Source organism: Pseudomonas sp. CFBP 13727 (assembly GCF_014841915.1).
In the GTDB taxonomy this organism is placed as follows: Bacteria; Pseudomonadota; Gammaproteobacteria; order Pseudomonadales; family Pseudomonadaceae; genus Aquipseudomonas; species Aquipseudomonas baltica.
Map to the genome: position 1 here is coordinate 481,120 of NZ_JACYUT010000003.1, position 23,771 is coordinate 504,890.

The 23,771-nt window shown below is 63.2% G+C and carries 21 protein-coding genes and 1 pseudogene; 14 read left to right on the forward strand and 8 right to left on the reverse strand.

The window, feature by feature from the left end; all coding sequences use genetic code 11:
• The first annotated feature begins 32 nt into the window (after positions 1-32).
• A complete protein-coding gene (locus IFT76_RS12915) occupies positions 33-1,139 on the forward strand; it encodes an NADH:flavin oxidoreductase/NADH oxidase (RefSeq protein WP_192054608.1) in 1,107 nt (368 codons plus the stop codon).
• A gap of 77 nt (positions 1,140-1,216) precedes the next feature.
• Here the strand turns inward: IFT76_RS12915 and IFT76_RS12920 are convergent, their stop codons facing one another.
• Positions 1,217-2,830, reverse strand: coding sequence for a glucan biosynthesis protein D (locus IFT76_RS12920; RefSeq protein WP_122475070.1), 1,614 nt, complete (start codon positions 2,828-2,830; stop codon positions 1,217-1,219).
• Between the two features lie 303 nt (positions 2,831-3,133).
• Between IFT76_RS12920 and IFT76_RS12925 the strand changes: the two genes are divergently transcribed.
• The 13 genes from IFT76_RS12925 (at position 3,134) to IFT76_RS12985 (ending at position 18,694) form a co-directional block, all read left to right on the forward strand.
• A complete protein-coding gene (locus IFT76_RS12925) occupies positions 3,134-3,886 on the forward strand; it encodes a tellurite resistance TerB family protein (RefSeq protein WP_185795064.1) in 753 nt (250 codons plus the stop codon).
• Positions 3,887-4,091: 205 nt separating this feature from the next.
• Entirely contained in the window at positions 4,092-5,714 is a 1,623-nt protein-coding gene (locus tag IFT76_RS12930; RefSeq protein WP_122475688.1) for a methyl-accepting chemotaxis protein, read from the forward strand.
• Positions 5,714-6,229, forward strand: a complete 516-nt coding sequence (locus tag IFT76_RS12935) for a chemotaxis protein CheW (protein WP_185795066.1) — start codon at positions 5,714-5,716, stop codon at positions 6,227-6,229. The genes IFT76_RS12930 and IFT76_RS12935 overlap by 1 nt, the downstream gene beginning before the upstream one ends.
• A gap of 16 nt (positions 6,230-6,245) precedes the next feature.
• Positions 6,246-7,514 (forward strand): CheR family methyltransferase, encoded by a 1,269-nt coding sequence (locus tag IFT76_RS12940; protein ID WP_192058774.1) that lies wholly within the window; start codon positions 6,246-6,248, stop codon positions 7,512-7,514.
• Positions 7,511-8,188: a chemotaxis protein CheW gene (locus IFT76_RS12945; RefSeq protein ID WP_192058671.1), complete on the forward strand. Its 678-nt coding sequence runs from the start codon at positions 7,511-7,513 to the stop codon at positions 8,186-8,188. The genes IFT76_RS12940 and IFT76_RS12945 overlap by 4 nt, the downstream gene beginning before the upstream one ends.
• Complete coding sequence (locus tag IFT76_RS12950; RefSeq protein ID WP_192058673.1) at positions 8,185-10,509, forward strand: hybrid sensor histidine kinase/response regulator; 2,325 nt, start codon at positions 8,185-8,187, stop codon at positions 10,507-10,509. Before IFT76_RS12945 ends, IFT76_RS12950 begins: the two co-directional genes overlap by 4 nt.
• Positions 10,506-11,516, forward strand: a complete 1,011-nt coding sequence (gene cheB / locus IFT76_RS12955; RefSeq protein WP_185795068.1) for a chemotaxis response regulator protein-glutamate methylesterase — start codon at positions 10,506-10,508, stop codon at positions 11,514-11,516. Before IFT76_RS12950 ends, cheB begins: the two co-directional genes overlap by 4 nt.
• 39 nt (positions 11,517-11,555) lie before the next feature.
• On the forward strand, positions 11,556-12,569 hold the full coding sequence (locus tag IFT76_RS12960) for a diguanylate cyclase (RefSeq protein WP_122475057.1): 1,014 nt from the start codon (positions 11,556-11,558) through the stop codon (positions 12,567-12,569).
• 113 nt (positions 12,570-12,682) lie between these two features.
• A protein-coding gene (gene prfB, locus IFT76_RS12965; protein WP_122475055.1) for a peptide chain release factor 2 occupies positions 12,683-13,778 on the forward strand; the annotation gives its coding sequence in 2 pieces (ribosomal slippage) (positions 12,683-12,754 and positions 12,756-13,778; 1,095 coding nt in all).
• Between the two features lie 110 nt (positions 13,779-13,888).
• On the forward strand, positions 13,889-15,391 hold the full coding sequence (lysS, locus tag IFT76_RS12970) for a lysine--tRNA ligase (RefSeq protein ID WP_122475054.1): 1,503 nt from the start codon (positions 13,889-13,891) through the stop codon (positions 15,389-15,391).
• A 198-nt stretch (positions 15,392-15,589) separates the two neighbouring features.
• Positions 15,590-16,300 carry a TetR/AcrR family transcriptional regulator gene (locus tag IFT76_RS12975; RefSeq protein ID WP_185795070.1) on the forward strand — a complete coding sequence of 237 codons (711 nt, stop codon included), beginning with the start codon at positions 15,590-15,592 and terminating at the stop codon, positions 16,298-16,300.
• Positions 16,301-16,358: 58 nt separating this feature from the next.
• Entirely contained in the window at positions 16,359-17,636 is a 1,278-nt protein-coding gene (locus tag IFT76_RS12980) for a flavohemoglobin expression-modulating QEGLA motif protein (protein WP_122475052.1), read from the forward strand.
• Between the two features lie 149 nt (positions 17,637-17,785).
• Complete coding sequence (locus tag IFT76_RS12985) at positions 17,786-18,694, forward strand: alpha/beta hydrolase (RefSeq protein ID WP_192058675.1); 909 nt, start codon at positions 17,786-17,788, stop codon at positions 18,692-18,694.
• Positions 18,695-18,742: 48 nt separating this feature from the next.
• Here the strand turns inward: IFT76_RS12985 and IFT76_RS12990 are convergent, their stop codons facing one another.
• From IFT76_RS12990 to IFT76_RS13015, 7 genes and pseudogenes are all read right to left on the reverse strand, one after another.
• Entirely contained in the window at positions 18,743-19,525 is a 783-nt protein-coding gene (locus IFT76_RS12990; protein ID WP_122475048.1) for an OmpA family protein, read from the reverse strand.
• A gap of 41 nt (positions 19,526-19,566) precedes the next feature.
• Positions 19,567-19,980, reverse strand: coding sequence for a DUF4398 domain-containing protein (locus tag IFT76_RS12995; RefSeq protein ID WP_122475046.1), 414 nt, complete (start codon positions 19,978-19,980; stop codon positions 19,567-19,569).
• Positions 19,981-20,226: 246 nt separating this feature from the next.
• Positions 20,227-20,781 (reverse strand): methyl-accepting chemotaxis protein, encoded by a 555-nt coding sequence (locus IFT76_RS21025; RefSeq protein WP_446730996.1) that lies wholly within the window; start codon positions 20,779-20,781, stop codon positions 20,227-20,229.
• Positions 20,779-21,552, reverse strand: a pseudogene (locus tag IFT76_RS21030) (PAS domain-containing protein); the annotation flags it as partial. The pseudogene IFT76_RS21030 and the gene IFT76_RS21025, both read right to left, overlap by 3 nt.
• A gap of 157 nt (positions 21,553-21,709) precedes the next feature.
• Positions 21,710-22,522, reverse strand: coding sequence for an OmpA family protein (locus tag IFT76_RS13005; RefSeq protein WP_192058679.1), 813 nt, complete (start codon positions 22,520-22,522; stop codon positions 21,710-21,712).
• 42 nt (positions 22,523-22,564) lie between these two features.
• Positions 22,565-22,969: a DUF4398 domain-containing protein gene (locus tag IFT76_RS13010; RefSeq protein ID WP_185795075.1), complete on the reverse strand. Its 405-nt coding sequence runs from the start codon at positions 22,967-22,969 to the stop codon at positions 22,565-22,567.
• A 240-nt stretch (positions 22,970-23,209) separates the two neighbouring features.
• On the reverse strand, positions 23,210-23,554 hold the full coding sequence (locus tag IFT76_RS13015; protein WP_192058681.1) for a pilin assembly protein: 345 nt from the start codon (positions 23,552-23,554) through the stop codon (positions 23,210-23,212).
• Between the last annotated feature and the right edge of the window lie 217 nt (positions 23,555-23,771).

Here is a 23,771-nt window from a genome sequence, read left to right on the forward strand (position 1 = left end):
GTCCCATCTGAAACTGCCAACCGAGGTGCCCGATGAGCATGTTGCTCGAACCCTATACCCTGCGCCAGTTGACCCTGCGCAACCGCATCGCCGTATCGCCGATGTGCCAGTACTCCAGTGTCGATGGCCTGGCCAACGACTGGCACCTGGTGCACCTGGGCAGTCGCGCCAGTGGCGGTGCCGGTCTGGTCTTCACCGAGGCCACCGCAGTGACGGCAGAGGGTCGCATCACGCCTGAAGACCTGGGCCTGTGGAACGACGAGCAGATCGAACCGCTGCAGCGCATCACCCGCTTCATTACCTCGCAAGGCGCGGTGCCGGCCATCCAACTGGCCCACGCCGGGCGCAAGGCCAGCACTTGGCGGCCTTGGCTGGGCAAGCATGGCAGCGTGCCTGTCAATGAAGGCGGCTGGGTGCCGGTGGGCCCGTCGCGTATCGCCTTCGACCCGCAGCACACCGCGCCGACCGCACTGGATGAAGCAGCCATCAAGGACATCATCCAGGCGTTCGTCGACGCGACCCGTCGCGCGCTGACCGCCAATTTCAAGGTGGTCGAGGTGCATGCGGCGCACGGCTATCTGCTGCACCAGTTCCTGTCGCCGATCAGTAACCAGCGTCAGGACAGTTACGGCGGCAGCTTTGAAAATCGCATCCGCCTGACTCTGGAAGTCACCCAGGCAATTCGCGACATCTGGCCTGAAGAATTGCCCGTGTTCGTGCGTGTGTCGGCCACCGACTGGGTCGAAGACGGCTGGAACCCGGACGAGACCGTCGAGCTGGCCAAGCGCCTGAAAGCGCTGGGCGTGGATCTGATCGACGTGTCGTCGGGCGGTACCTCGGCCAATGCCGAGATCCCGACCGGGCCTGGTTATCAGACGCGCTTTGCCGAGCGTGTCCGCAAAGAGGCGGATCTTGCCACGGGCACCGTCGGGATGATCACCGATCCCGCGCAGGCCGAACACATCCTGCGCACTGGCCAGGCCGACGTCATCCTGCTGGCGCGTGAGCTGTTGCGTGATCCGTACTGGCCGCTGCACGCCGACGAAGACCTGGGTGGTCGTCTGGCCACATGGCCAGCCCAGTACCAGCGCGCTACCCACCGCGACCAGCCGATTGTGGAATCGGACCTTCGCGACTGAGTGGCGCTGCGGCGTTTCGGTGATGTCATCCTCGCCCGCAAAAAGGGCGGGCGAGGATGCTGGCTGAGGTCAGCGCATCACACGTACTTGCGTTTCTCCGCCGCGGGCGGCAGGTACTGATAGAGCCAGGTTTCGCTGAGGGTGCGCCCCTGGGTCTTGATGAACAGGCGCATGTCCACCGGATCGACGCTATCGCTGGTCGGGTACCAGTCGAACAGCACGCGGAAGCCCTTGATGTCGGGCAGCTCGAGTACCTGAACGTCCTGCACCTTGCCACCCGAAGCCGTGATGATGGGCTCGATCGGCGTTTTCAGCGATTCGAGCCCGCCGCCGGCGAAGTCCACGGCAAAACGCCGCGCCCAGACATTCGGATAGTGTTCACCCGGTGCCCAGCCTTCGGTGAAACCGCCCATCCCCGAGCGCGTCGCTGCAACGCGGGCCAGCGGTGTACCGATCGGCGCCAGGGCGCTCCAGTACAGCTTGTAACCGAAATTCAGGGCATCGCCGGCCTTGACCGGTGACTTGGGTGTCCAGAAGGCAACGATGTTGTCCATGGTTTCACCGGTGGTCGGCAGTTCCACCAGGTCGATGGAGCCTTCGCCCCAGGCGGTGGTGGGCTCGACCCACAGGCTGGGGCGCTTGTGGTACCAATCGACCGTGTCCTGGTAGTTGCTGAAGTCGTGGTCGGTCTGGATCAGGCCGAAGCCTTTTGGATCGACATCGGCGAAGGCGTTGAAGCGCACCCGGTCCGGGTTGTTCAACGGCCGGCAGATCCATTCACCGTTGCCGCGCCACATGGCCAGCCGGTCGGAGTCGTGGATTTGCGGGTGAATGGTGTCGCACATGCGCCGCTCGTGGTTGCCGCAGCTGAACATGCTGGTCATCGGCGCCACGCCCAGTTGCTCGATGTCCTGGCGCGCATGGATGTGCGCGTCGATGTCCATCACCACGCGCTCGGCCTGGCAGTCAATGTCGAAACGGTAGGCGCCGGTGGCGCTGGGCGAGTCGAGCAGGGCGTAGACCACGAAGCGGGTACTGTCCTTGCCAGGCGTCTCGAACCAGAACTTGGTGAAATCGGGGAATTCTTCCTGCTTCTTGGCATAGGTGTCGATGGCCAGGCCGCGCGCGGACAGACCGTACTGCCCGGTGGCATCGACGGCGCGGAAGTAGCTGGCGCCGAGGAAGGACACCACGTCATGGCGGTCGAGCTTGGGTGCCTTGAACAGCTTGAAGCCAGCAAAGCCCAAGTCGCCCTTGAGCTGCGAGGTATCCACCGTGGTGTTCTTGTAGTCGAACAGCGGCGGATGGAAATGCACTTCACGCGCTTGTTTGCGCCCGGCGTCGACGCTGTACATGCGCACCGGCGTGCGGAACCCCATGCCCACATGGAAGAACTGCACGTCCAGTTGGCCCTTGAGGTCATTCCACAGCGAATGATTGGCGTCGTAGGCAATTGCATTGAATTGCTGGGGGGTCATGTTTGCCAGGGTCGGCGGCAAGGTCTGCTTGTTGCTGACATAAGCCTGCGCGGCGAGACTCTTGGCCTGGGCCTTGAGCATGTCGAAAGTGAACGGTTCGGCTTCGCCGTCGGCGGTGGCGGCCAGGGCCTGGGCAGCGAACAATCCGGTGCCGGACAGTCCGGTATAGGCCGCGAGGGCCATCGACGCTTTCAGAAGGTGCCTGCGGTGCATAGATAACCTGTTCTGAATCAACCTCGGTCGCTCCAAGCGACCGGCGAGGCTCAAGTAGGAAGGTTTGGGCCTGCCTTGTCCAAACGCAGAGAACTGTACACAGATACCGTAATGACCGATGTGTTCGCAAACTCCTGTAAAAATTTTTTCCCGTGCACTTTGTATCGACAGCGAGATCGGTGGTCGAGGCGCAGTGTTGAGAGCAAGCCTTTGCGCAACATCCCGAAGCAAATCACCGTGCGAGCCAGGCAACGGAATGCCCTTACTCTCGTCAAACGTATCTCCCATTGACGAGACCAAAAAATGAACACGCGTGGCTTGCTCGACCAGTTGTTCAAATCCGGCCAGGAACTGCTCAAGAACAAGGGCGGCGGTTCTTCCCCCCTGGGTGGTGCCGGTAGCACCGGTGGTGTTGCCGGCGCGCTCGGCGGCCTGCTCTCGGGCAAGGGCGGTGCTGGCGGCGCGCTGGGTGGCCTGCTGTCCGGCGGCAAGGGCGCACTGACCGGCGGCGCCATGGGCTTGCTGCTCGGCAACAAGAGCGCGCGCAAGTACGGTGGCAAGGCCTTGGCCTACGGCGGGTTGGCGGCACTGGGCGTGATTGCCTACAAGGCCTACGGCAATTGGCAGGCCCAGCAGCAGAACGCCCCTCGAGGCGAACCGCAGACGGTCGACCGAGTGCCACCCCAGCAGGTAGAGGAACACAGCCAGGCTATCCTCAAGGCGCTGGTGGCAGCAGCCAAGTCCGATGGCCACGTGGATGATCGCGAACGCGAGCTCATCGAAGGCGAATTCACCCGCCTGGATTCGGACAACGAACTGCAGCAGTGGCTGCACGCCGAACTGAACAAGCCGCTGGACCCGGCAGACGTGGCGCGGGCAGCCAAGACTCCGGAGATCGCTGCCGAAATGTACATTGCCAGCGTCATGATGGTGGATCAGGAGCACTTCATGGAGCGTGCCTATCTGGACGAGCTGGCCAAGCAGTTGGCCCTCGACCCTGCGCTCAAGCTCGAACTGGAGAAGCAGGTGCGTCAGGCCGAAGTCGAAGCCGTCTGACCCCGGACGTCAGGTCCGAAGGCTGACGCCGCCACTCATCTGCCGGAACTTACGTTGGTCGGCAATAGTGGCGCATTGATCTGCCAGTAACTGGCAATACCCTCGCGGATGAAGGAAAGTCAGGTACCAGCGCGAAATCGTCTGAGGTAGGGCTATACTCAGGCGATTTTTCGTTTGTAGCTGCAGGAATTTTCGAGGGTTGACTGTGAAGAACTGGTCCTTGCGCCACCGCATTCTGGCGAGTTTCGCCGTTGTCATTGCAATCATGCTGTTGATGGTCGTGGTCTCCTATTCACGTCTGCAGACCATCGAGACGAACGAAACCAAGGTGCGCACCGACAGCGTTCCGGGCGTGGTCTTCAGTTCCATGATCCGCAGCGCCTGGGTAGACAGCTACGTGTACACCCAACAACTGGTGGGCTTGAGCTATCAGCGCGAGTTGCTCACGGCCGACGTGGACCAGTACAAGAGCTTCGCCGAGCGCCTGACCCAGCAGATGGCCAATTACCGCAGCACCGTCCAGGACAGCGACGACCAGGCGGCCTTCGAAGAATTCGCGCGGATGCGCGTGACCTATGAAAAGACCTTGGCCGATGTGCTGGAGGCCTATCGACTGCGCAAGTTCAGTGAAGCCCAGCAGATGGCCATCGACGACCTCACGCCCGCCTGGGTGGCAGGTCGCAAGCAGCTCAATACCCTGATCGACCGCAATCGTGAAGCGGCCGAGAAGGCCACCAGCGCCATTGACGCTTCGGTCGCGGCGGCCAAGGTCAGCCTGGTGATTTCCCTGTTGGTGGCAATCATCGTTGCCGGTATCTGCGGGCTCTGGCTGCTGCGCACCATCATGGCGCCCATGCAGAAGATCGTGCGGATTCTCGAAGTGATGCGCACCGGGGACCTGAGCACGCGCCTGAGCCTGGCGCGCAAGGACGAGTTCAACGAGGTCGAACTGGGCTTCAACGACATGATGACCGAGCTCACCGCGCTGGTCGCCCAGGCGCAACGCTCCTCGGTGCAGGTCACCACCTCGGTGACCGAAATCGCGGCCACCTCCAAGCAGCAACAGGCCACGGCGACCGAGACTGCCGCAACCACCACCGAGATCGGCGCGACCTCCCGGGAAATCGCTGCCACGTCCCGTGATCTGGTGCGAACCATGGGTGAAGTCACCTCGGCGGCCGATCAGGCTTCCTCGCTGGCCGGCTCCGGCCAGCAGGGTCTGGCGCGCATGGAAGAAACCATGCACCAGGTGATGGGTGCCGCCGAATTGGTCAACGCCAAGCTGGCAATCCTCAACGAGAAGGCCGGCAACATCAATCAGGTAGTCGTGACCATCGTCAAGGTCGCCGACCAGACCAACCTGCTGTCGCTCAACGCGGCCATCGAAGCCGAGAAGGCCGGTGAATATGGTCGCGGTTTCGCCGTGGTCGCCACCGAAGTGCGCCGCCTCGCCGACCAGACCGCCGTGGCCACCTACGACATCGAGCAGATGGTGCGAGAGATCCAGTCGGCAGTGTCGGCCGGCGTCATGGGCATGGACAAGTTTTCCGAGGAAGTGCGCCGCGGCATGTTCGAAGTGCAGCAGGTCGGCGATCAGCTGTCGCAGATCATTGGCCAGGTCCAGGCCTTGGCGCCGCGCGTGCTCATGGTCAACGAAGGCATGCAGGCTCAGGCGACCGGTGCCGAACAGATCAACCACGCCCTGTCGCAGTTGGGCGATGCCAGCAGCCAGACGGTCGAATCCTTGCGTCAGGCCAGCTTTGCCATCGACGAGCTCAGCCAGGTCGCTACCGGCCTGCGCGGCGGCGTCTCGCGCTTCAAAGTCTGATGAACGCATTGCCGGTCACATCGCGCAGCAAGTTGTTCCTGTTGTTTCGCATTGCGCAGGAACGCTTCGCCCTGGATGCGCTGGAAGTCGCAGAGGTGCTGCCGCTGCTGCCGCTCAAGCCGGTCGCGCATGCCCCGGCCTGGGTGGCCGGTGTGTTCGCCCATCGTGGCCGGGTGGTGCCGGTGCTGGACGTCAGCGCGCTGAGCTTCGGCGTGGCTGCCGTGCGGCGCACCAGCACGCGTCTGGTGCTGGTGCATTATCCGCACGAGCAGGCCGGCCCCGAGGCGCGCCTGGGGCTGATCGTCGAACACGCCAGCGAAACCCTTCGCTGTGACCCCAACGGTTTCAAACCCATGGGAGTGCATAACCGTGCCACGCCCTATCTGGGGCCGGTGCTCGAAGACAGCCAGGGGCTGTTGCAGTGGTTGCGGGTACAGGATCTGCTCGAACCGTCGGTGCGCGACTTGCTTTTCGCACCGCAGTTGGCGGCCTCCGTATTGGGTGAAACAGGGTGATGGGTGATGCATCGTGATGGGTGAAGAGCAGCGCTTCGTACGTTTTCTGCGTGAGCGCATCGGCCTGGACGTGGCCTCGGTAGGCCCGGCGCTGATCGAGCGCGCGGTCGCGCAGCGCAGCCAGGCTGCGCATGTCCGCGACCTGGATGCCTACTGGAAGCTGCTGCAGGGTTCGGCGGCGGAACAGCAGGCGCTGATCGAGGCGGTGATCGTCCCGGAAACCTGGTTCATGCGTTATCCCGAGTCCTTTGCCGCGCTGTGCAAGGTCGCCAAGGCGCGGCTCGCCGAACGGCCTGGCGTGGCGCTGCGCATCCTCAGCCTGCCGTGTTCCACTGGCGAGGAGCCGTACTCGATCGCCATGGCCTTGCTCGACGCCGGGCTGGCGCCGCAGCAATTCAGTGTGGACGGCGTGGACATCAGCCCCCTGTCGGTGGCCCGGGCAACGCGAGGGATCTATGGCCGCAATTCGTTTCGCGGCGCACCACTGACCTTTCGCGACCGCCATTTCGTGCCTGCGGACGAGGGGTATCTGCTCGACGCTCAGGTTCGGGCCCAGGTTCGCTTGCAGGTCGGTAACATTCTCGATCCGTTGCTGCTGGGCGGTGAACTGCCCTATGACTTCGTGTTCTGCCGCAACCTGCTCATCTATTTCGACCTGCCGACCCAGCAGCAGGTGTTCGAAGTGCTGAAGACATTCACCCGTGAAGACGGCGCGTTGTTCATCGGTCCTGCCGAAGGCAGCCTGCTGGCACGGTTGGGCATGCGTCCGATCGGTATTGCCCAGTCCTTCGCGTTCGTCCGCGATCGCCAAGTCGCACCAACGCCCACGCCGCTGCCCCCGGCAACGGCGCGCCTGCAGATGCCGATCAAGTTGTTGCCCGAGCCGGGTAGGTTGCCCGTGCGAACGCGAACCCGTGCGCTGCCGGTGGCGAATGCCGCCGAGGCAGTGGCAAGCGATGGCGCCGGTCTGCTCGCGCAGATCGCCCGCTTGGCCAACGAAGGCAAGAGTGCCGAGGCGCAGGCCGCGTGCGACGCGTTCCTGCGCAGCCACGGTCCAGATCCCCAGGTGTTCTACTGGCTGGGCCTGCTCAGTGATGTCGGCGGCCAGGTGCTGCAGGCGCAGGGTTATTACCGCAAGGCGCTGTACCTCGACCCGCAGCACGCCGAGGCCCTGGCCCACCTGGCCATGCTGCTCACTGCCCAGGGCGACATTGCCGGGGCGCGGCGACTGCAGGAGCGCGCAGCACGCAACGACCGGCCGCACGTCCAGGAGCATAAGCGATGACCGCTCTGGACCTGATCGACAGCGACGCCCAGCAGATCGACGACTGCTGGAACCGTATTGGTATTCATGGCGACAAATCCTGCCCGTTGCTCGCCGAGCATATCCACTGCCGCAATTGCGCGGTGTACGCCTCGGCGGCCGTGCGCCTGCTGGACCGCTACGCGCTGGACCGCCAGCACGCGCCGATGCACTACAGCGAAACCCTGGGCCGGGTCGAAAGCAGGTCGCTGGTGCTGTTTCGCCTGGGCGATGAGTGGCTGGCGCTGGCCACTCGCTGCCTGGTCGAAGTGGCACCGGTGCAGGCAGTGCATTCGCTGCCGCACCAGCGTTCGCGCGCCTTGCGCGGGGTCGCCAACGTGCGCGGCGCACTGGTGCCATGCCTGGCGTTGGAGGAACTGCTGGGCATCGACACCCAGCACGTCGCACCGGTCGCTTCGGCGCGGGTCATGCCGCGCATGCTGATCATCGCCATAGACGGCGGCTCGGTGGTGGTACCGGTGGAGGAGGTGGATGGCATTCATCGGATCGACCTGGTCGAGCTCGAACAGGCGTCTACCGCCACCACCCAGGCGGGCGCCCGTTTCACTCAAGGGGTTCTGCCGTTTCGCCAGCGCAGTGTGCGCCTGCTCGATGACAAGGCGCTGCTGATCGCCATGAACCGGAGCCTGACATGACCCCGGAACAGATGCGCGACGCCTCGTTGCTGGAGCTGTTCAGCCTGGAAGCCGAGGCCCAGACCCAGGTGCTCAATGCCGGGCTGCTGGCCCTGGAACGCAATCCGACCCAGGCCGATCAACTGGAAGCGTGCATGCGCGCGGCCCACTCGCTCAAGGGTGCGGCACGCATCGTCGGCCTGGATGCCGGGGTGCGTGTGGCTCACGTGATGGAAGACTGCCTGGTCGCGGCGCAGGAGCGGCGTGTCTACCTGATGCCCGAACACATCGATGCGCTGCTGTTGGGCACCGACCTGCTGATGCGCGTCGGCACGCCCGGCCCTGGCGCACCGGGTACCCTCGATATCGATGCCTACGAGGCGCAGATGGCCGCGGTGATGGACCCGTTGGCGGCCGCGGCGGCGCAGGTACAGGTCAGCGTGCCCGTATCGGCCGTCCTGCTCGCGCCTGCCGAGCTGCCCATGGAGGTCGCGCCCGAGCCGCCTCGGGACATCGATCCGTCGCAAGCGATGCCGGGCCAGGACGACTCGGCCGCCGAACTACCTGCCAGCCGGGCGCGCCGGGTCAGCGATACCGGCGAGCGCGTGCTGCGGGTCACGGCGGAACGCCTGAACAGCCTGCTGGACCTGTCGAGCAAGTCGCTGGTCGAAACCCAGCGCCTCAAGCCCTATCTGCTGACCATGCAGCGCCTCAAGCGCATGCAGGCGCAAAGCATCCGCGCGCTTGGCGGGCTTGCCGAACAATTGCAGCTCGAGGGCCACAGCGCAGAGGTACGCGACGCCCTGGCGCAGGCGCAGTCGCTGCTGGATCAGACCCAGCAGATGCTGCTGCAGCAGACCGCCGAACTGGACGATTTCGGCTGGCAGGCCAGCCAGCGCGCGCAGTTGCTGTACGACACGGCGCTGGCCTGCCGCATGCGCCCATTCGCCGACATGCTCGGTGGTCAGGAACGCATGGTCCGCGACCTCGGTCGTTCATTGGGCAAGCAGGTGCGCCTGGATATCGAAGGCGAGAAGACCCAGGTCGATCGCGACGTGCTGGAAAAGCTCGAAGCGCCCCTGACCCACCTGCTGCGCAACGCCGTCGACCACGGCATCGAAACCGCCGAGCAGCGATTGCTGGCCGGCAAGCCCGCCGAAGGTCGCGTGGTGCTGCGCGCTTCGCACCAGGCGGGCTTGCTGGTGGTGGAACTGAGCGACGACGGGGCGGGTGTCGACCTTGCCGCGCTGCGGCGCAGTATCGTCCAGCGCGGTTTGTCGGCCGCCGATACGGTGGAGCAGCTCAGTGAAGAAGAGCTGCTGAGCTTTCTGTTCCTGCCCGGCTTCAGCATGCGCGACACGGTAACCGAGGTCTCGGGCCGCGGCGTTGGCCTGGATGCGGTATTGCACCTGATTCGCCAGCTGCGCGGCTCGGTCGAACTGATTCAAGTGCCAGGGCAGGGCAGTCGCTTCCATATCGAGGTGCCGCTGACCCTGTCGGTGGTGCGCAGCCTGGCAGTGGAAGTGGGGGGCGAGGCCTATGCGTTTCCGCTGGCCCACATCGAACACACCATGGACCTGCCGGCCGAAGACATCATCCAGCTCGAGGGGCGCCAGCACTTCTGGTTCCAGAACCGCCATGTGGGGCTGGTTGCCGCCAGCCAGCTGCTGCAGAGGCCGGCCAGCCAGGGCGACGAAGCGAGCCTCAAAGTGGTGGTGATTCGCGACCGTGAAGCGATCTACGGCGTGGCCGTGGAACGCTTCATCGGTGAGCGCACGCTGGTGGTGCTGCCGCTGGACGCCCGCCTGGGCAAGGTCCAGGATATTTCCGCCGGTGCCTTGCTCGACAATGGTTCGGTGGTGCTGATCATCGACGTCGAAGACATGTTCCGCTCGGTGGAAAAGCTGCTCAACACCGGCCGCCTGGAGCGTATCGACAAGCGCAGCCAACAGGCCGAATCGGCTCGCAAGCGGGTACTGGTGGTGGATGATTCGCTCACCGTCCGCGAGCTGCAGCGCAAGCTGCTCAGCCATCGTGGCTATGACGTTGCGGTGGCCGTCGACGGCATGGATGGCTGGAACGCGTTGCGCAGCGAGGACTTCGACCTGCTGATCACCGACATCGACATGCCGCGCATGGACGGTATCGAATTGGTGACTCTGCTGCGCCGCGACACCCGCCTGCAATCGCTGCCGGTCATGGTGGTTTCCTACAAGGACCGGGAAGAGGACCGCCGCCGCGGCCTCGACGCCGGGGCCGATTATTATCTGGCCAAGGCCAGTTTCCACGACGATGCCTTGCTCGATGCGGTGGTTGAATTGATCGGAGGAGCGCGGGGATGAGGATCGCCATCGTCAATGACATGCCCATGGCCGTGGAGGCGCTGCGTCGCGCGATCGCCTTCGAACCGTCCCATGACGTGGTGTGGGTGGCCGCCAACGGTCGTGAGGCGGTCGAGCGCTGTCAGGCCGTAACTCCGGACCTGATCCTCATGGACCTGATCATGCCGGTCATGGACGGCGTGGAAGCCACCCGGCAGATCATGGCCAATACGCCCTGCGCCATCGTCATCGTCACCGTCGACCGCCAGCAGAACGTCCACCGCGTATTCGAGGCCATGGGCCATGGCGCCCTGGATGTGGTCGACACCCCTACACTGGGGGTGGGCGACGCTCGCGAAGCCGCAGCGCCGCTGTTGCGCAAGATCTTCAATATCGGCTGGCTGGTGGGCCAGCGCAGCCCGGCGGTGCGCAGCGAGTTGCCGCTGCCGCGCTCGGGCGGCGTGCGGCAGAAACTGGTGGCCATCGGTTCGTCGGCCGGCGGTCCGGCCGCGCTGGAAATCCTGCTCAAGGGGCTGCCACGCGATTACCCGGCGGCGATCGTGCTGGTCCAGCACGTGGACCAGGTGTTCGCCGCCGGAATGGCCGAGTGGCTGAGCAGCGCAGCCGGCTTGCCGGTGCGTCTGGCCCGCGACGGAGAAACGCCGTTGGCTGGCACTGTGCTACTGGCAGGCACCAATCATCATATTCGTCTGCTGAAAAATGGTACCTTAACCTACACGGCAGAACCGGTGGACGAGATCTACCGGCCCTCCATAGATGTTTTTTTCCGAAGCGTGGCGCAATTCTGGAATGGCGATGCAGTGGGCGTACTGCTCACCGGCATGGGCCGCGACGGCGCACAGGGCTTGAAGTCGATGCGTCAGCGCGGCTTCCTGACCATCGCGCAGGACCAGCAGAGCAGCGCTGTCTACGGAATGCCCAAAGCGGCGGCGGCCATTGACGCAGCTGTTGAAATTCGTCCGCTGGAGCGGATCGCACCCCGACTGATGGACGTATTTTCACGATGAACTCGAGCCACCGCGTAGGCAGTATCCAGGTGACAACGCATGATTGATCTACAGATCGAAGCCTTCAGGTCCAACGACAACAACAAGTCGATGGTACTTCTGGTGGACGACCAGGCCATGATCGGTGAAGCCATCCGTCGCAGTCTCAGCGACGAGGCCAACATCGACTTCCACTTTTGCGCCGATCCGCAGCAGGCCATCAATCAGGCCATGCGCATCAAGCCGACGGTGATCCTCCAGGACTTGATCATGCCGGGGCTCGACGGCCTGTCGCTGGTGCGTGACTATCGCAACCATCCGGCCACCCAGGATATTCCGATCATCGTTCTGTCGACCAAGGAAGACCCGCTGATCAAGAGCGCCGCCTTCGCCGCAGGCGCCAACGATTACCTGGTCAAGCTGCCCGATACCATCGAGCTGGTGGCGCGCATACGCTATCACTCCAAGTCGTACCTGACCCTGCTGCAGCGCGACGAAGCCTACCGCGCGCTGCGCGTGAGTCAGCAGCAGCTGCTCGACACCAACCTGGTGCTGCAGCGGCTGATGAACTCCGATGGCTTGACGGCGCTTTCCAATCGCCGTCATTTCGACGAGTACCTGGAACTGGAATGGCGTCGCGCAATGCGTGACAAGACCCAGCTGTCGCTGTTGATGATCGACGTCGACTATTTCAAGTCCTATAACGACAACTTCGGCCACCTGGCAGGCGACGAAGCCTTGCGCCGCGTCGCCGACGCCATTCGCCATTCCAGCAACCGCTCCAGCGACCTGCCGGCGCGCTATGGCGGCGAAGAGTTCGCCCTGGTGCTGCCGGGTACCTCGCCTGGCGGCGCGCGGCTGGTTGCCGAGAAGCTGCGGCAGACCATTGCCGCCCTGAACATCCCCCACATCGCGCCCCAGGCCGATGCCTGCCTGACGGTGAGCATCGGCCTGTCGACCATGACCCCGCAGCAGGGCAGTCATTGCCGCGAGCTGATCCTGGCCGCCGACAAGGGCCTGTATACGGCCAAGCATGCCGGGCGCAATCAGGTAGTGGTCGGGGATCAGGGCTAGGCCGCCCGATCTTCCAAAAAAAAAGCCCGTCCCCTGCTCGGCGGGCTGCTGTCATTGGCCGGCTGCGGTATACTCTCCGGCTTTTGACACGTTACGCACGAGAGCTGCCCGCCATGGAAATCAACCCGATCCTTAACAGCATCAAGGACCTGTCCGAGCGCTCCGAAACCATTCGGGGGTATCTTTGACTACGATCAAAAGCATGAGCGTCTGACCGAAGTCAATCGCGAGCTTGAAGATCCCGCTGTCTGGAACAACCCTGCCTACGCCCAGGAACTGGGCCGCGAGCGTTCGCTGCTGGCGCAGATCGTCGACACCCTCGATGAAATGAACGCCGGCCTCGGCGATGCCCGCGACCTGCTGCAAATGGCGGCCGAAGAAGAAGACCAGAGCGCCGTCGACGACGTCTCCGCCGAAGTCGAGCGCCTGCGTGCCCAGCTCGAGAAGCTGGAATTCCGCCGCATGTTCAGCGGCGAGATGGACGCCAACAACGCCTACCTGGACATCCAGGCCGGTTCCGGCGGCACCGAAGCCCAGGACTGGGCCAACATCCTGCTGCGCATGTACCTGCGCTGGGCCGACAAGCGCGGTTTCGACACCACCATCATGGAGCTGTCGGCCGGTGAAGTCGCCGGTATCAAGGGCGCCACCCTGCACATCAAGGGCGAGTACGCCTTTGGCTGGCTGCGCACCGAAATCGGTGTCCACCGCCTGGTGCGCAAAAGCCCGTTCGACTCCGGCAACCGTCGCCACACCTCGTTCTCGGCCGTGTTCGTCTCGCCGGAAATCGATGACAACATCGAAATCGACATCAACCCGGCCGACCTGCGCATCGACACCTACCGCTCCTCCGGTGCCGGCGGCCAGCACGTCAACACCACCGACTCGGCGGTGCGTATCACCCACGTGCCGACCAACACCGTGGTCAGCTGCCAGAACGAACGTTCGCAGCATGCCAACAAAGACACGGCGATGAAGATGTTGCGTGCGCGCCTGTACGAACAGGAAGTACAGAAGCGCAATGCCGCCTCGCAGGCGATGGAAGACAGCAAGTCTGACATCGGCTGGGGTCACCAGATTCGCTCTTATGTGCTCGACGCTTCGCGGATCAAGGATCTGCGTACCAACATCGAACGCAGCGACTGCGACAAGGTGCTCGACGGCGACATCGACGAATACCTCGAAGCCAGCTTGAAACAAGGGCTGTAACACCGCCTGGCAGGCTGGCGCAGCCACTGCGTCGGCCTGCCACGGCTGGCCTGCCCGCGATCCCGGCGCCGTAGTCGGGAGCAACGAACCCGTGATGGAAAATCCAAGACATGAGCGACCAACAACCCGACCCGCAAGACCTGCAACAGGAAGAGAACAGCCTGATCGCCCTGCGCAAGGAAAAGCTTGCTGCCGTGCGTGCCCAGGGCCAGGCCTTCCCCAACGATTTTCGTCGCGACAACTATGCAGGCGACTTGCAGAAGCAGTACGTTGACAAGACCAAGGAAGCGCTCGCCGAAGCGGCGATTCCGGTCAAGGTCGCCGGTCGCATCATGCTCAACCGTGGCTCGTTCATGGTGATCCAGGACATGACCGGGCGCATTCAGGTCTACGTCAATCGCAAGACCCTGCCCGAAGAAACCCTGGCTCAGGTGAAAACCTGGGACATGGGCGACATCATCGCGGCTGAAGGCACCCTGGCCCGTTCCGGCAAGGGCGACCTGTACGTCGAAATGACCAGCGTACGCCTGCTGACCAAGTCGCTGCGCCCGCTGCCCGACAAGCACCATGGCCTGGTCGATACCGAGCAGCGCTACCGTCAGCGCTATGTCGACCTGATCGTCAACGAGGAGGTGCGCGACACCTTCCGTGTGCGCTCCCAGGTCATCGCCCACATTCGCAGCTTCCTGGCCAAGCGCGACTTCCTCGAAGTCGAAACGCCGATGCTGCAGACCATTCCCGGCGGCGCTGCGGCCAAGCCGTTCGAAACCCACCACAATGCCCTGGACATGGAAATGTTCCTGCGCATCGCCCCGGAGCTGTACCTCAAGCGCCTGGTGGTCGGTGGCTTCGAAAAGGTCTTCGAGATCAACCGCAACTTCCGTAACGAAGGCGTTTCGACCCGGCACAACCCCGAGTTCACCATGCTCGAGTTCTACCAGGCCTACGCCGACTACGAAGACAACATGGACCTCACCGAAGAGCTGTTCCGTGAGCTGGCCCAGTTGGTACTGGGCAGCACCGATGTGCCCTACGGCGACAAGGTGTTCCATTTCGGCGAGCCGTTCGTACGCCTGTCGGTGTTCGACTCGATCCTCAAGTACAACCCCGAGCTGACGGCAGACGACCTCAACGATGTCGACAAGGCGCGTGCCATTGCCAAGAAGGCCGGCGCCAAGGTGCTGGGGTTCGAAGGCCTGGGCAAGCTGCAGGTGATGATTTTCGAAGAACTGGTCGAGCACAAGCTCGAGCAGCCGCACTTCATCACCCAGTATCCGTTCGAGGTGTCGCCACTGGCGCGCCGCAACGACGACAACCCCAACGTCACCGATCGCTTCGAGTTGTTCATCGGTGGCCGCGAGATCGCCAACGCCTATTCCGAGCTCAATGACGCCGAAGACCAGGCCGCACGCTTCATGGCCCAGGTGGCGGACAAGGATGCCGGCGACGACGAAGCCATGCACTACGACGCCGATTTCGTTCGGGCGCTCGAATACGGCATGCCGCCGACGGCCGGCGAGGGTATCGGTATCGATCGCCTGGTCATGCTGTTGACCGATTCGCCTTCGATCCGCGATGTGATCCTGTTCCCGCACATGCGACCACAAGCCTGACGGTCGTTGATCAGCCGCCCCATGGGGCGGCTTTTTTATGAGCGCAGATCAGCGGTGTCATTGCCGGCCCCGACGCGGCTTGCGCCGCTGCTACAGGGATTGCGATCTCACGCCGTCGTTACAGGCGATTACGCTATCGTGTAGCAGCGGCGCAAGCCGCGTCGGCACCCACTCCCACTCACTCAAAGGATACGAGCAGTGATCCCAGCCACACCCAGACAGGGAGCCGCCAGCGTTGCCTCGACGCTCGCCCGCAACGTCCAGTATCAAGGCCGCAAGGCCAGCCGACAGGGCAGCGAACTGCGCCGCCAGGAAATCCTCGACGCAGCCATGCGCATCGTCGTGCGCGATGGGGTGCGGGGTGTGCGCCATCGCGCCGTGGCCACCGAAGCCGGGGTGCCGCTGTCGGCTACTACCTACTACTTCAAGGACATTGATGACCTGCTCAACGATGCCTTCGCCCAGTACGTCGAGCGCAGCGCCGTGTTCATGGCCAAGCTGTGGAGCAACACCGAAGAGCTGCTGCGCGCCCTGATCGCCCGCGGCGACGGCAGCCCCCAGGCCCGCGCTGCCCTGGCCGACGAAATCGCCCGCCTGACCGCCGACTACGTCATGCATCAGCTGCAGACCCGTCGCGACCAATTGATTGCCGAGCAGGCTTTCCGCCAGGAAGCGTTGCTCAACCCGCGCCTGGCCGAACTGGTGCTGGCGCATCAGGACATTCTGCTGCAGGGCGGGCGGCAGATGCTCGAGGTGCTTGGCTCGCGCGAACCGTCGCAGGACGCACAGGTGTTGACGGCGATTATCGGCCGGATGGAATATCAGGGTCTGCTGGCCAGTGCCCCTGCCGATGCCGACCGTGAAATGCTCGGCATCCTTACCCGTTTCATGCAGTGGGTACTGAGCTGAGCCCCATGCAGTGAGAGGTCCGCTGCCGGCGGGCCGAGCCAGAACGAGGAGCAGTACGGTGGACGAGTATCAGCAGACGATTCGAGACCTGTCCGACCGCATCGTGCACGCGCAGACGCCGATCCGCGTGCTTGATGCGGTGAAATGGGACGACTCCATTCGTCACGGCTTTCTGCAGGCGGGCGGCAAGCAGATGCCTGCGGTCGACCGCGACTATTACCAGAACCGCGCACTGGGCTTCGACTCCAGTGCGGTCAAACTGGAATTCCAGAACATCGAGCGCGACATCACCCGTCAGCTCGGCCAGTTCAACCCGGTCGGGCAGATCATGCGGCGCATGTGCAAGGAGTACCGCATGGTGGTGCGCATGCTCGAGGCGCGTGGCACCGAGGACTTCGGCCTGATCTCGCAGGAGCTGTACGGCGCCGCGTCGGATGCGTTTCATGCTGGCGATCCGACCCTGGCCGACCTCGGCCTGATGCTCTCCGATTACCTGAACAACATTGCCGGGCGTGGCGATCTCAAGGACGAAGCCAAGACCCTGACCGCCAAGGATGCAGTGAACATGCTGCAAGGACGCCTGAACCGTGTGTTCGGCGAAACCGAGGGCACCATCCGCGTGTTCGAATCCGATGGCATCGTCGCCGACGCTGCCGCAGGGGCGGACTACATCAAGATCCGCAGCGATGCCATGTTCAACGAGCGCGATGTGCGCGCCCTCGAGGTGCACGAGGGCCTGGTCCATGTTGCCACCACCCTCAATGGCCAGAACCAGCCGATCTGCACCTTCCTGTCCAAGGGTCCGCCGTCGTCCACGGTGACCCAGGAAGGCTTGGCGATCCTGATGGAAGTGATCGCCTTCGCTTCCTACCCCAGCCGCCTGCGCAAGCTGACCAATCGCACGCGCGCGATCCACATGGTCGAGGAGGGCGCCGACTTCCTGCAGGTGTTCGAATTCTTTCGCGAAGAAGGCTTCGAGATGCCCGAGGCCTACGGCAACGCCAGCCGCGTGTTCCGCGGCTCGACTCCGACCGGGCTGCCGTTCACCAAGGATTTGTCGTACCTCAAAGGCTTCATCATGGTCTACAACTACATTCAGCTGGCCGTGCGCAAGGGCAAGCTGGAACAGGTGCCGCTGCTGTTCTGTGGCAAGACCACCCTGGAGGACATGCGCACGTTGCGCCAGTTGGTCGACGAAGGATTGGTGACGCCGCCCAAGTACCTGCCCGAACAGTTCCGTGACATGAACGCACTGTCCGCCTGGATGTGCTTCTCGAACTTCCTCAATCACCTGAGCCTGGACCGAATTGAAGCCGACTACTCGAACATCCTCTGACCTGCCGACGCAGCTGCATCGACCCCCTGTAGCAGCGGCGCGAGCCGCGTCCGGGCGTTGCACATGAAGGCCTGCCTGCCGCGACGCTCGCCGACATTGCTGCATCGCCCCCCTGTAGCAGCGGCGCGAGCCGCGTCCGGGCGTTGCACATGAAGGCCTGCCTATCGCGACGCCTGCCAGCGCTGCTGCTACTGACCGCGGTACTGAGTGGCTGCAGCTCATTATTGTTCTACCCCGAGCGGGGGTTGCCGTTCACCCCGGAAAAAGCCGGGCTGGGTTTCGAGGACGTCAACCTCACGGCCGCCGACGGTACCCGATTGCACGGTTGGTGGCTGCCTGCCAAGCCCGGTGTCGAGGTCAAGGGCACCGTGCTGCACCTGCACGGCAACGGCGGCAACCTGGCCTGGCACCTGGGCGGTAGCTGGTGGTTGCCCGAGCAGGGCTATCAGGTGCTGATGCTCGACTACCGTGGCTACGGGATGTCCGGGGGGTCGCCCAGCCTGCCGGCGATCTACCAGGACATCGACGCCGCATTCGCCTGGCTGGCGAGCAAGCCGCAGGTGCAGGCCAAGCCGTTGGTCCTGCTGGGGCAAAGCCTGGGCGGCGCCATGGCCGTACACTACCTGGCCGAACACCCCAAGCAACGCCAGCGCCTGCAGGCGCTGGTGCTTGATGGCGTCCCTGCCAGTTACCGCGCCGTTGGCCAGTACGCACTGAGCACGTCGTGGCTGACCTGGCCACTGCAGGTGCCGCTGTCCTGGCTGGTGCCCGACAGCGACAGCGCGATCCGCTCCATCGCCCAGCTCGAGGGCACACCGGCGCTGCTCTTCCAGAGCATGGACGACCCTATCGTGCCGTTGGCCAACGGTATCGCGCTGTACCAGCAGGCACCGCTGCCGCGAGTCCTGCAGCTGACCCGCGGGGGACACGTGCAGACGTTCGCCGACCCTACCTGGCGCCAGGTCATGCTGCGCTACCTGGATGACCCGCAGCATTTCAATGGCCTGCGCCGTCTGGGCGAGATTCCCAACTACCCAGCGCCCGCTGCGGACAAATGAAAACGCCCCGGTGATCACTCACCGGGGCGTTCGATTACAGCGCGAGGATCAACGCATCGACGAGCGTGGAGCCACTGGCTGGTTGTCGTTGGAAATGGTCACTTCCACGCGACGGTTCTGGGCGCGGCCCGAGTTGCTGGTGTTGTCGGCAACCGGGTATTCCTTGCCATAGCCCTGGGCGACGACGCGCGAAGGCTCGACGCCAGCGCGGACCAGTGCGGCCATTACCGAAGTGGCGCGACGCTCGGACAGGCTCTGGTTGTAGGCAGCCGAACCGGTGCTGTCGGTGTAGCCTTCGACGATGACCTTGCGATCAGGGTTTTCCTGAAGGAACTGGGCCAGCTTGGCCACGTTGACGAACGCGGACGATTTCAGCTCGGCCTTGTTCAGGTCGAACAGCACGTCACCAAAGGTCACCAGGGTGCCGCGGTCAGTCTGCTTGGCGTTCAGGCTTTCCTGAAGCTTCTTGATCTGAGCGTCGCGGGCATCCAGGCGAGCCTGAGCGCGCTGGGCAGCTGCGCCTTTGAGGTTTTCCTCGGCGCTGCGCAGGGCGATGGTCTGCTTGGCCACTTCAACGCGCTGGTTGGTCAGGTAGGCCAGTTGGTCGACTTTCTTCGCGTCGGCGTCGTCGCGGAAGGCTTTGTCAGCCTTGTCCAGCCACTCCGACGCGTCCTTGGTTTCCAGGGCCGCCAGTTGTACCGACTTGGGGTTGGTCTGCAGGGACGAGAAATTGGTCCGCGCCTGTTCCAGGTTAGGGTTCGGCGGAGTGGAGCAAGCTGCCAGGCCAACGCTGAGAGCCAACAGAGCAGGAACCATCAATTGTTTACGCATAATCTTCATCCTTTATTCGAGTTCAAGTCGCGATGGGCAGCTTACTGAACGCTGCGGCCGGCTTCGTCACGCAGGTCCTGTACACCCTGCTTGGAGTCTTGCAGGGCCTTGGCGGCTTTGCCGGCCTGGGCCTTGCGCTCGGCCAGACGTGCGTCCCACTCGGCCTGTTCGGCCAGCATCTTGGCTTTCTCGTAGTTCTTGTCATGCATGGCGATTTCCGCCTGCTTGAACTTGTCCTGCGCCGCTTTCATTTCGACGGCAGCGTATTCGGTACCGCCAGCGCTAACGGCGCTGTTCACGGCCGACTCGGTCACAGCGTACTGTTCGGTCGGTGGCTTGCCGGCGCAGCCAGCCAGGACGAAGGTGGTACCCAGTGCCAGGGCAGCCAGTTTCAGCCCGCGCAGAGGGTTGGACGAGGTTTTGGCAGTACGGGTATTCATGGCTTTCAACTCCATTGGATAGCTCCTGAAAAACATCAAAATCCATGACAGTCGAACGTTTCGCGCGCCTGGGTCAAGCCCGGCGACTCACTGACGCCGCTGGCTGTAATGGTTAAACGTTGGGACACAAGAGAATTTTGAATAGTTCAGAAATTTGTCCGAATGGGTGGTTTTTTTCTGACGCCGTGGGTTTGGCGCCATGAAAAAAGCCGTGATACGGAGGTCGACCACATACCGTGTCGACAGCTGCCTGGAACTCGACTAGGACTCCGCGCCCAGCTGGGTAGCAAAGCTCTCGACCGCGCCCAGCACGCGCTTCGCACCGTCCTGAATTTCGGTGATGACCGTGCCTGCCTGGTTCGCCAGTTGCAGGCCAGACTCGGCTTTGTGTTTGCCGGCGCCGATGGTGGCTACTGCACCGGTGGCCAGTTTCTGGTTCTGCTGCACCACGCTCTCGATCTCTGCAGTGGCTTGGGTCGTACGCGATGCCAGCTGCCGGACTTCATCGGCGACGACTGCAAAACCGCGACCCTGTTCACCGGCTCGCGCAGCTTCGATAGCGGCGTTCAGCGCCAGTAGATTGGTTTGCGCGGCGATTCCGCTGATCGTCTTGATGATGTTGGAAATGACCTGGCTCTGCTCGTCCAGCGCCTCGATGCCTTCGGCGGCGCTTTGCATATGATGAGCCAGATCTTTCATCACTTCGACCGTCTCACGCACGACTTGCGCCCCGCGCAGTGCAGTTTCATCCGTGCGCACCGACGTGTCGTACGCCACCGTGGCGGCTTCGGCGATGGCTATTTCACGCTCTACCATCTCGGTAATGACGGTAGCGACCTTCACCACCTTGTAGACTTTGCCATTGCCATCCCGGACCGGGTTGTAGGACGCTTCGAGCCATACATCCCGGCCCTTGCTGTCGATGCGTTTGAAGCGCTGGGCAACGAACTCCCCCCGGCGCAGCCGATCCCAGAACGCCTGGTACTCGCTGGAGTCGGCGATGTCGCTGCTGCAGAACAGCCGGTGGTGCTTGCCCTTTACCTGCTCCAGACGATAGCCCATCGCCTGTAGAAACAGGTCGTTGGCGGTGAGCACGTGCCCGCCGAGGTCGAACTCGATCACCGCAGTAGAGCGCAACAGTGCCTGGATGAAGTTCTCGTGGGCGCGAGAGGTTTCGATGGTATTGGTCAGGTCGCTTGCGTAGCAGGAGAATTTGAGCAACGTGCCGTCGGTGGCGCGTACAGGGTGCATGATGACGCGCAGCCAGGTTTCGCCGCCGTCCTTGCGCAATAGCCGCCAGGCGCCACAGAAATGTTCGCCCTGCCGGATCGCGGTCCGCACCCGCGCATAGTGCGGGTCGCTGCGCACCTGTTCGGCAACGAGGCTTTCCAGCGGTTTGCCCGCCAGCTCGTCATTGCGGTATTGCAGCACTTCCTCGAAGTTGGCGTTCACGCCGAGAATGCACCCGCGAGGGTCGAGCCTCAGGTGGATGGTTTCTTCGTCCAGGCCCTGACGGATCTGCCTGACCATTGCCACTTCCTCACGCAAGGCGGCCATTTCGTTTTTCATGCGTTTGAAAGAGAACATGTCGCAGGCCTCGGGTAGGGGAAGGGCACCTAGATTATCGACCGCGCAGAACCATACTTAAGGCCAAGGCTCGCGAGCCTACCGCGCGTTCGTCGCTATGAAACGCCCGGGCATGAAAAACCCGGCGCGCAGGCCGGGCTTTCCGAGGCATCGTGGATCAATGCAGCGAAGCGCGGCTCCTGACCGGCTGGTTGTCGTTGGAAATGGTCACCTCTACCCGGCGATTCTGTGTCCGACCCGAAGCGTCGCCGTTGCTGGCAACCGGGTAGGCCATACCCAGCCCCTGAGCCACGATACGTTCGGCACCCACGCCCGTACGCACCAGCTGCACCATGACGGCATTGGCGCGTCGCTGTGAAAGGGCCTGGTTGAAGGAAGCCGAACCCGTGCTGTCGGTATGCCCTTCGACGATGACCTTGCGGTCCGGATTGTCGCGCAGGAACTGCGCCAGGCGGCCTATGTTGTCGTAGGCATTGGCGCGCAGCTCGGCTTGGCCCACTTCGAACAGTACGTCGCCGAAGGTCACCAGGCTGCCGCGCTCGGTCTGTGCCACGGCCATCACTTCGGCTGCGGGCTGCTTGGCATTGAGGCTTTCCTGCAGTTTCTTGATCTGCGCATCGCGAGCTTCCAGGCGGGCCTGCGCACGCAGCGCGGCGACACCCTGGATCGCGTGCTCGGCCGTGCGCAGTTCGATGGTGTGCTTGGCAACTTCGACACGCTGATTGCTCAGGTAGGCCAGATGACCCACGTGCTCATCGGCCTCGTTGGCGCGAGCGGCCGCTTCGGCGCGCTCCAGCCAGTCGGCGGCGTCCTTGGTCTCCAGGGCGGCCAACTGTACCGACTTGGGGTTGCCCTGCAGGCCGGCGAAGTTGGCCTGGGCCTGCACCAGTTGTGGGTTGGGGGTCTTGGAGCAGGCAGCCAGCAGTACGAACAGCGCCGACAGGGCGGGGAACTTGAATGTGTTGTTCACGGTATTTTCCTGAATCTTGAAAGAAGAACGCGAAGGCCAGGCTCAAGAAGCAGCGCGCAGGCCTTCCTCGCGCAGGTCCTGGACGCCCTGGCGGGCATCGTCGACGGCGCGGCGAGCCTTGGCGGCCTGAGCCTTGCGCTCGGCCACACGGGCATCCCACTCAGCCTGCTCGGCGAGGCGCCGGGCTTCATCGTGGTGCTTGCGGTGCAGGGCGATTTCAGCGTTCTTGAGTTTGTCCTGGGCGGACTTCATTTCGATGGCGGCGAACTCGGTGCCACCGGCGCTCACCGCCGCATTGACGGCCGACCGGCTCAGCGCATATTGCTCGACCGGTGCGTTGCTGGCACAGCCTGTCAGCACGACACCGGCAGCAAGGCATACAAGGGCTGTTTTCAAAGGGCCGAAAGACGACCTTACGCTGGATGTATTCACGCGATAGTGCTCCATTGGACAGCGATTGATTGCTTCGTCCGCTATCCGCGACGCGCCGGAGTGGGCCTGTCGCTGGGATGCGCTGCGGACGGATCGGTGGCCATTACCCGGCTCTTTTTTTCGAGTCTACAATCGCTATGGAACACTATCCTATTGATTTATATGATTTTATACGTGGAGGCCTGGTTTTTTTTCTGACCATTTGACCCGGCGCGTTATGGGTGTAGGAATATTCTTAAAGTTAATAGTCCATGTTCAGTCTGGAGTGTCATCCGCATTGTGTTTCAAGCGCCCAAGGTGTTCACGCGACAGCGCCAGGAAACGCGGCGTCGCGCCGATGTCTTCGTACATCGGGTCGCCTTCTTCGTCGGTAGCGATGACCTTGGTCCCCTTGACGTAGGGAAAGCTGCCTTCGAGTTCTTCGAGTGCCGCACCGATCAGTTCGCCCAGCAGTTCCTGAGCATGGTGCTTGGGGTACATCTGGGTCAGGGCCGCCAGGCGTGCGGCCGACTCCATGTCCAGATGTATGTTGATACCCGTGTCGGTCAGTCGGCCCTTGGCGTTCTGTTCCCAATGCTCGGCCAGTTCATGAATCTTCATAAATACCTCTTGCCCAGGTTGTTCACGCCCCCGTCCACCACGCTTGTCAGCCTCGGCTCGGCTGGGGCACTCTTTACTGTACAGCCGTCGTTGCATGGCAGTAGTTGTTGCGTACCAGTAGTTTGTAGAGCCATTTTTCCCGTGCTTGTTCAGTGGCCATGGCGATCGAATCACCGGTCGCGCCGCGCGGGCTGGAAGGGCACACCGTTTCCAAGCA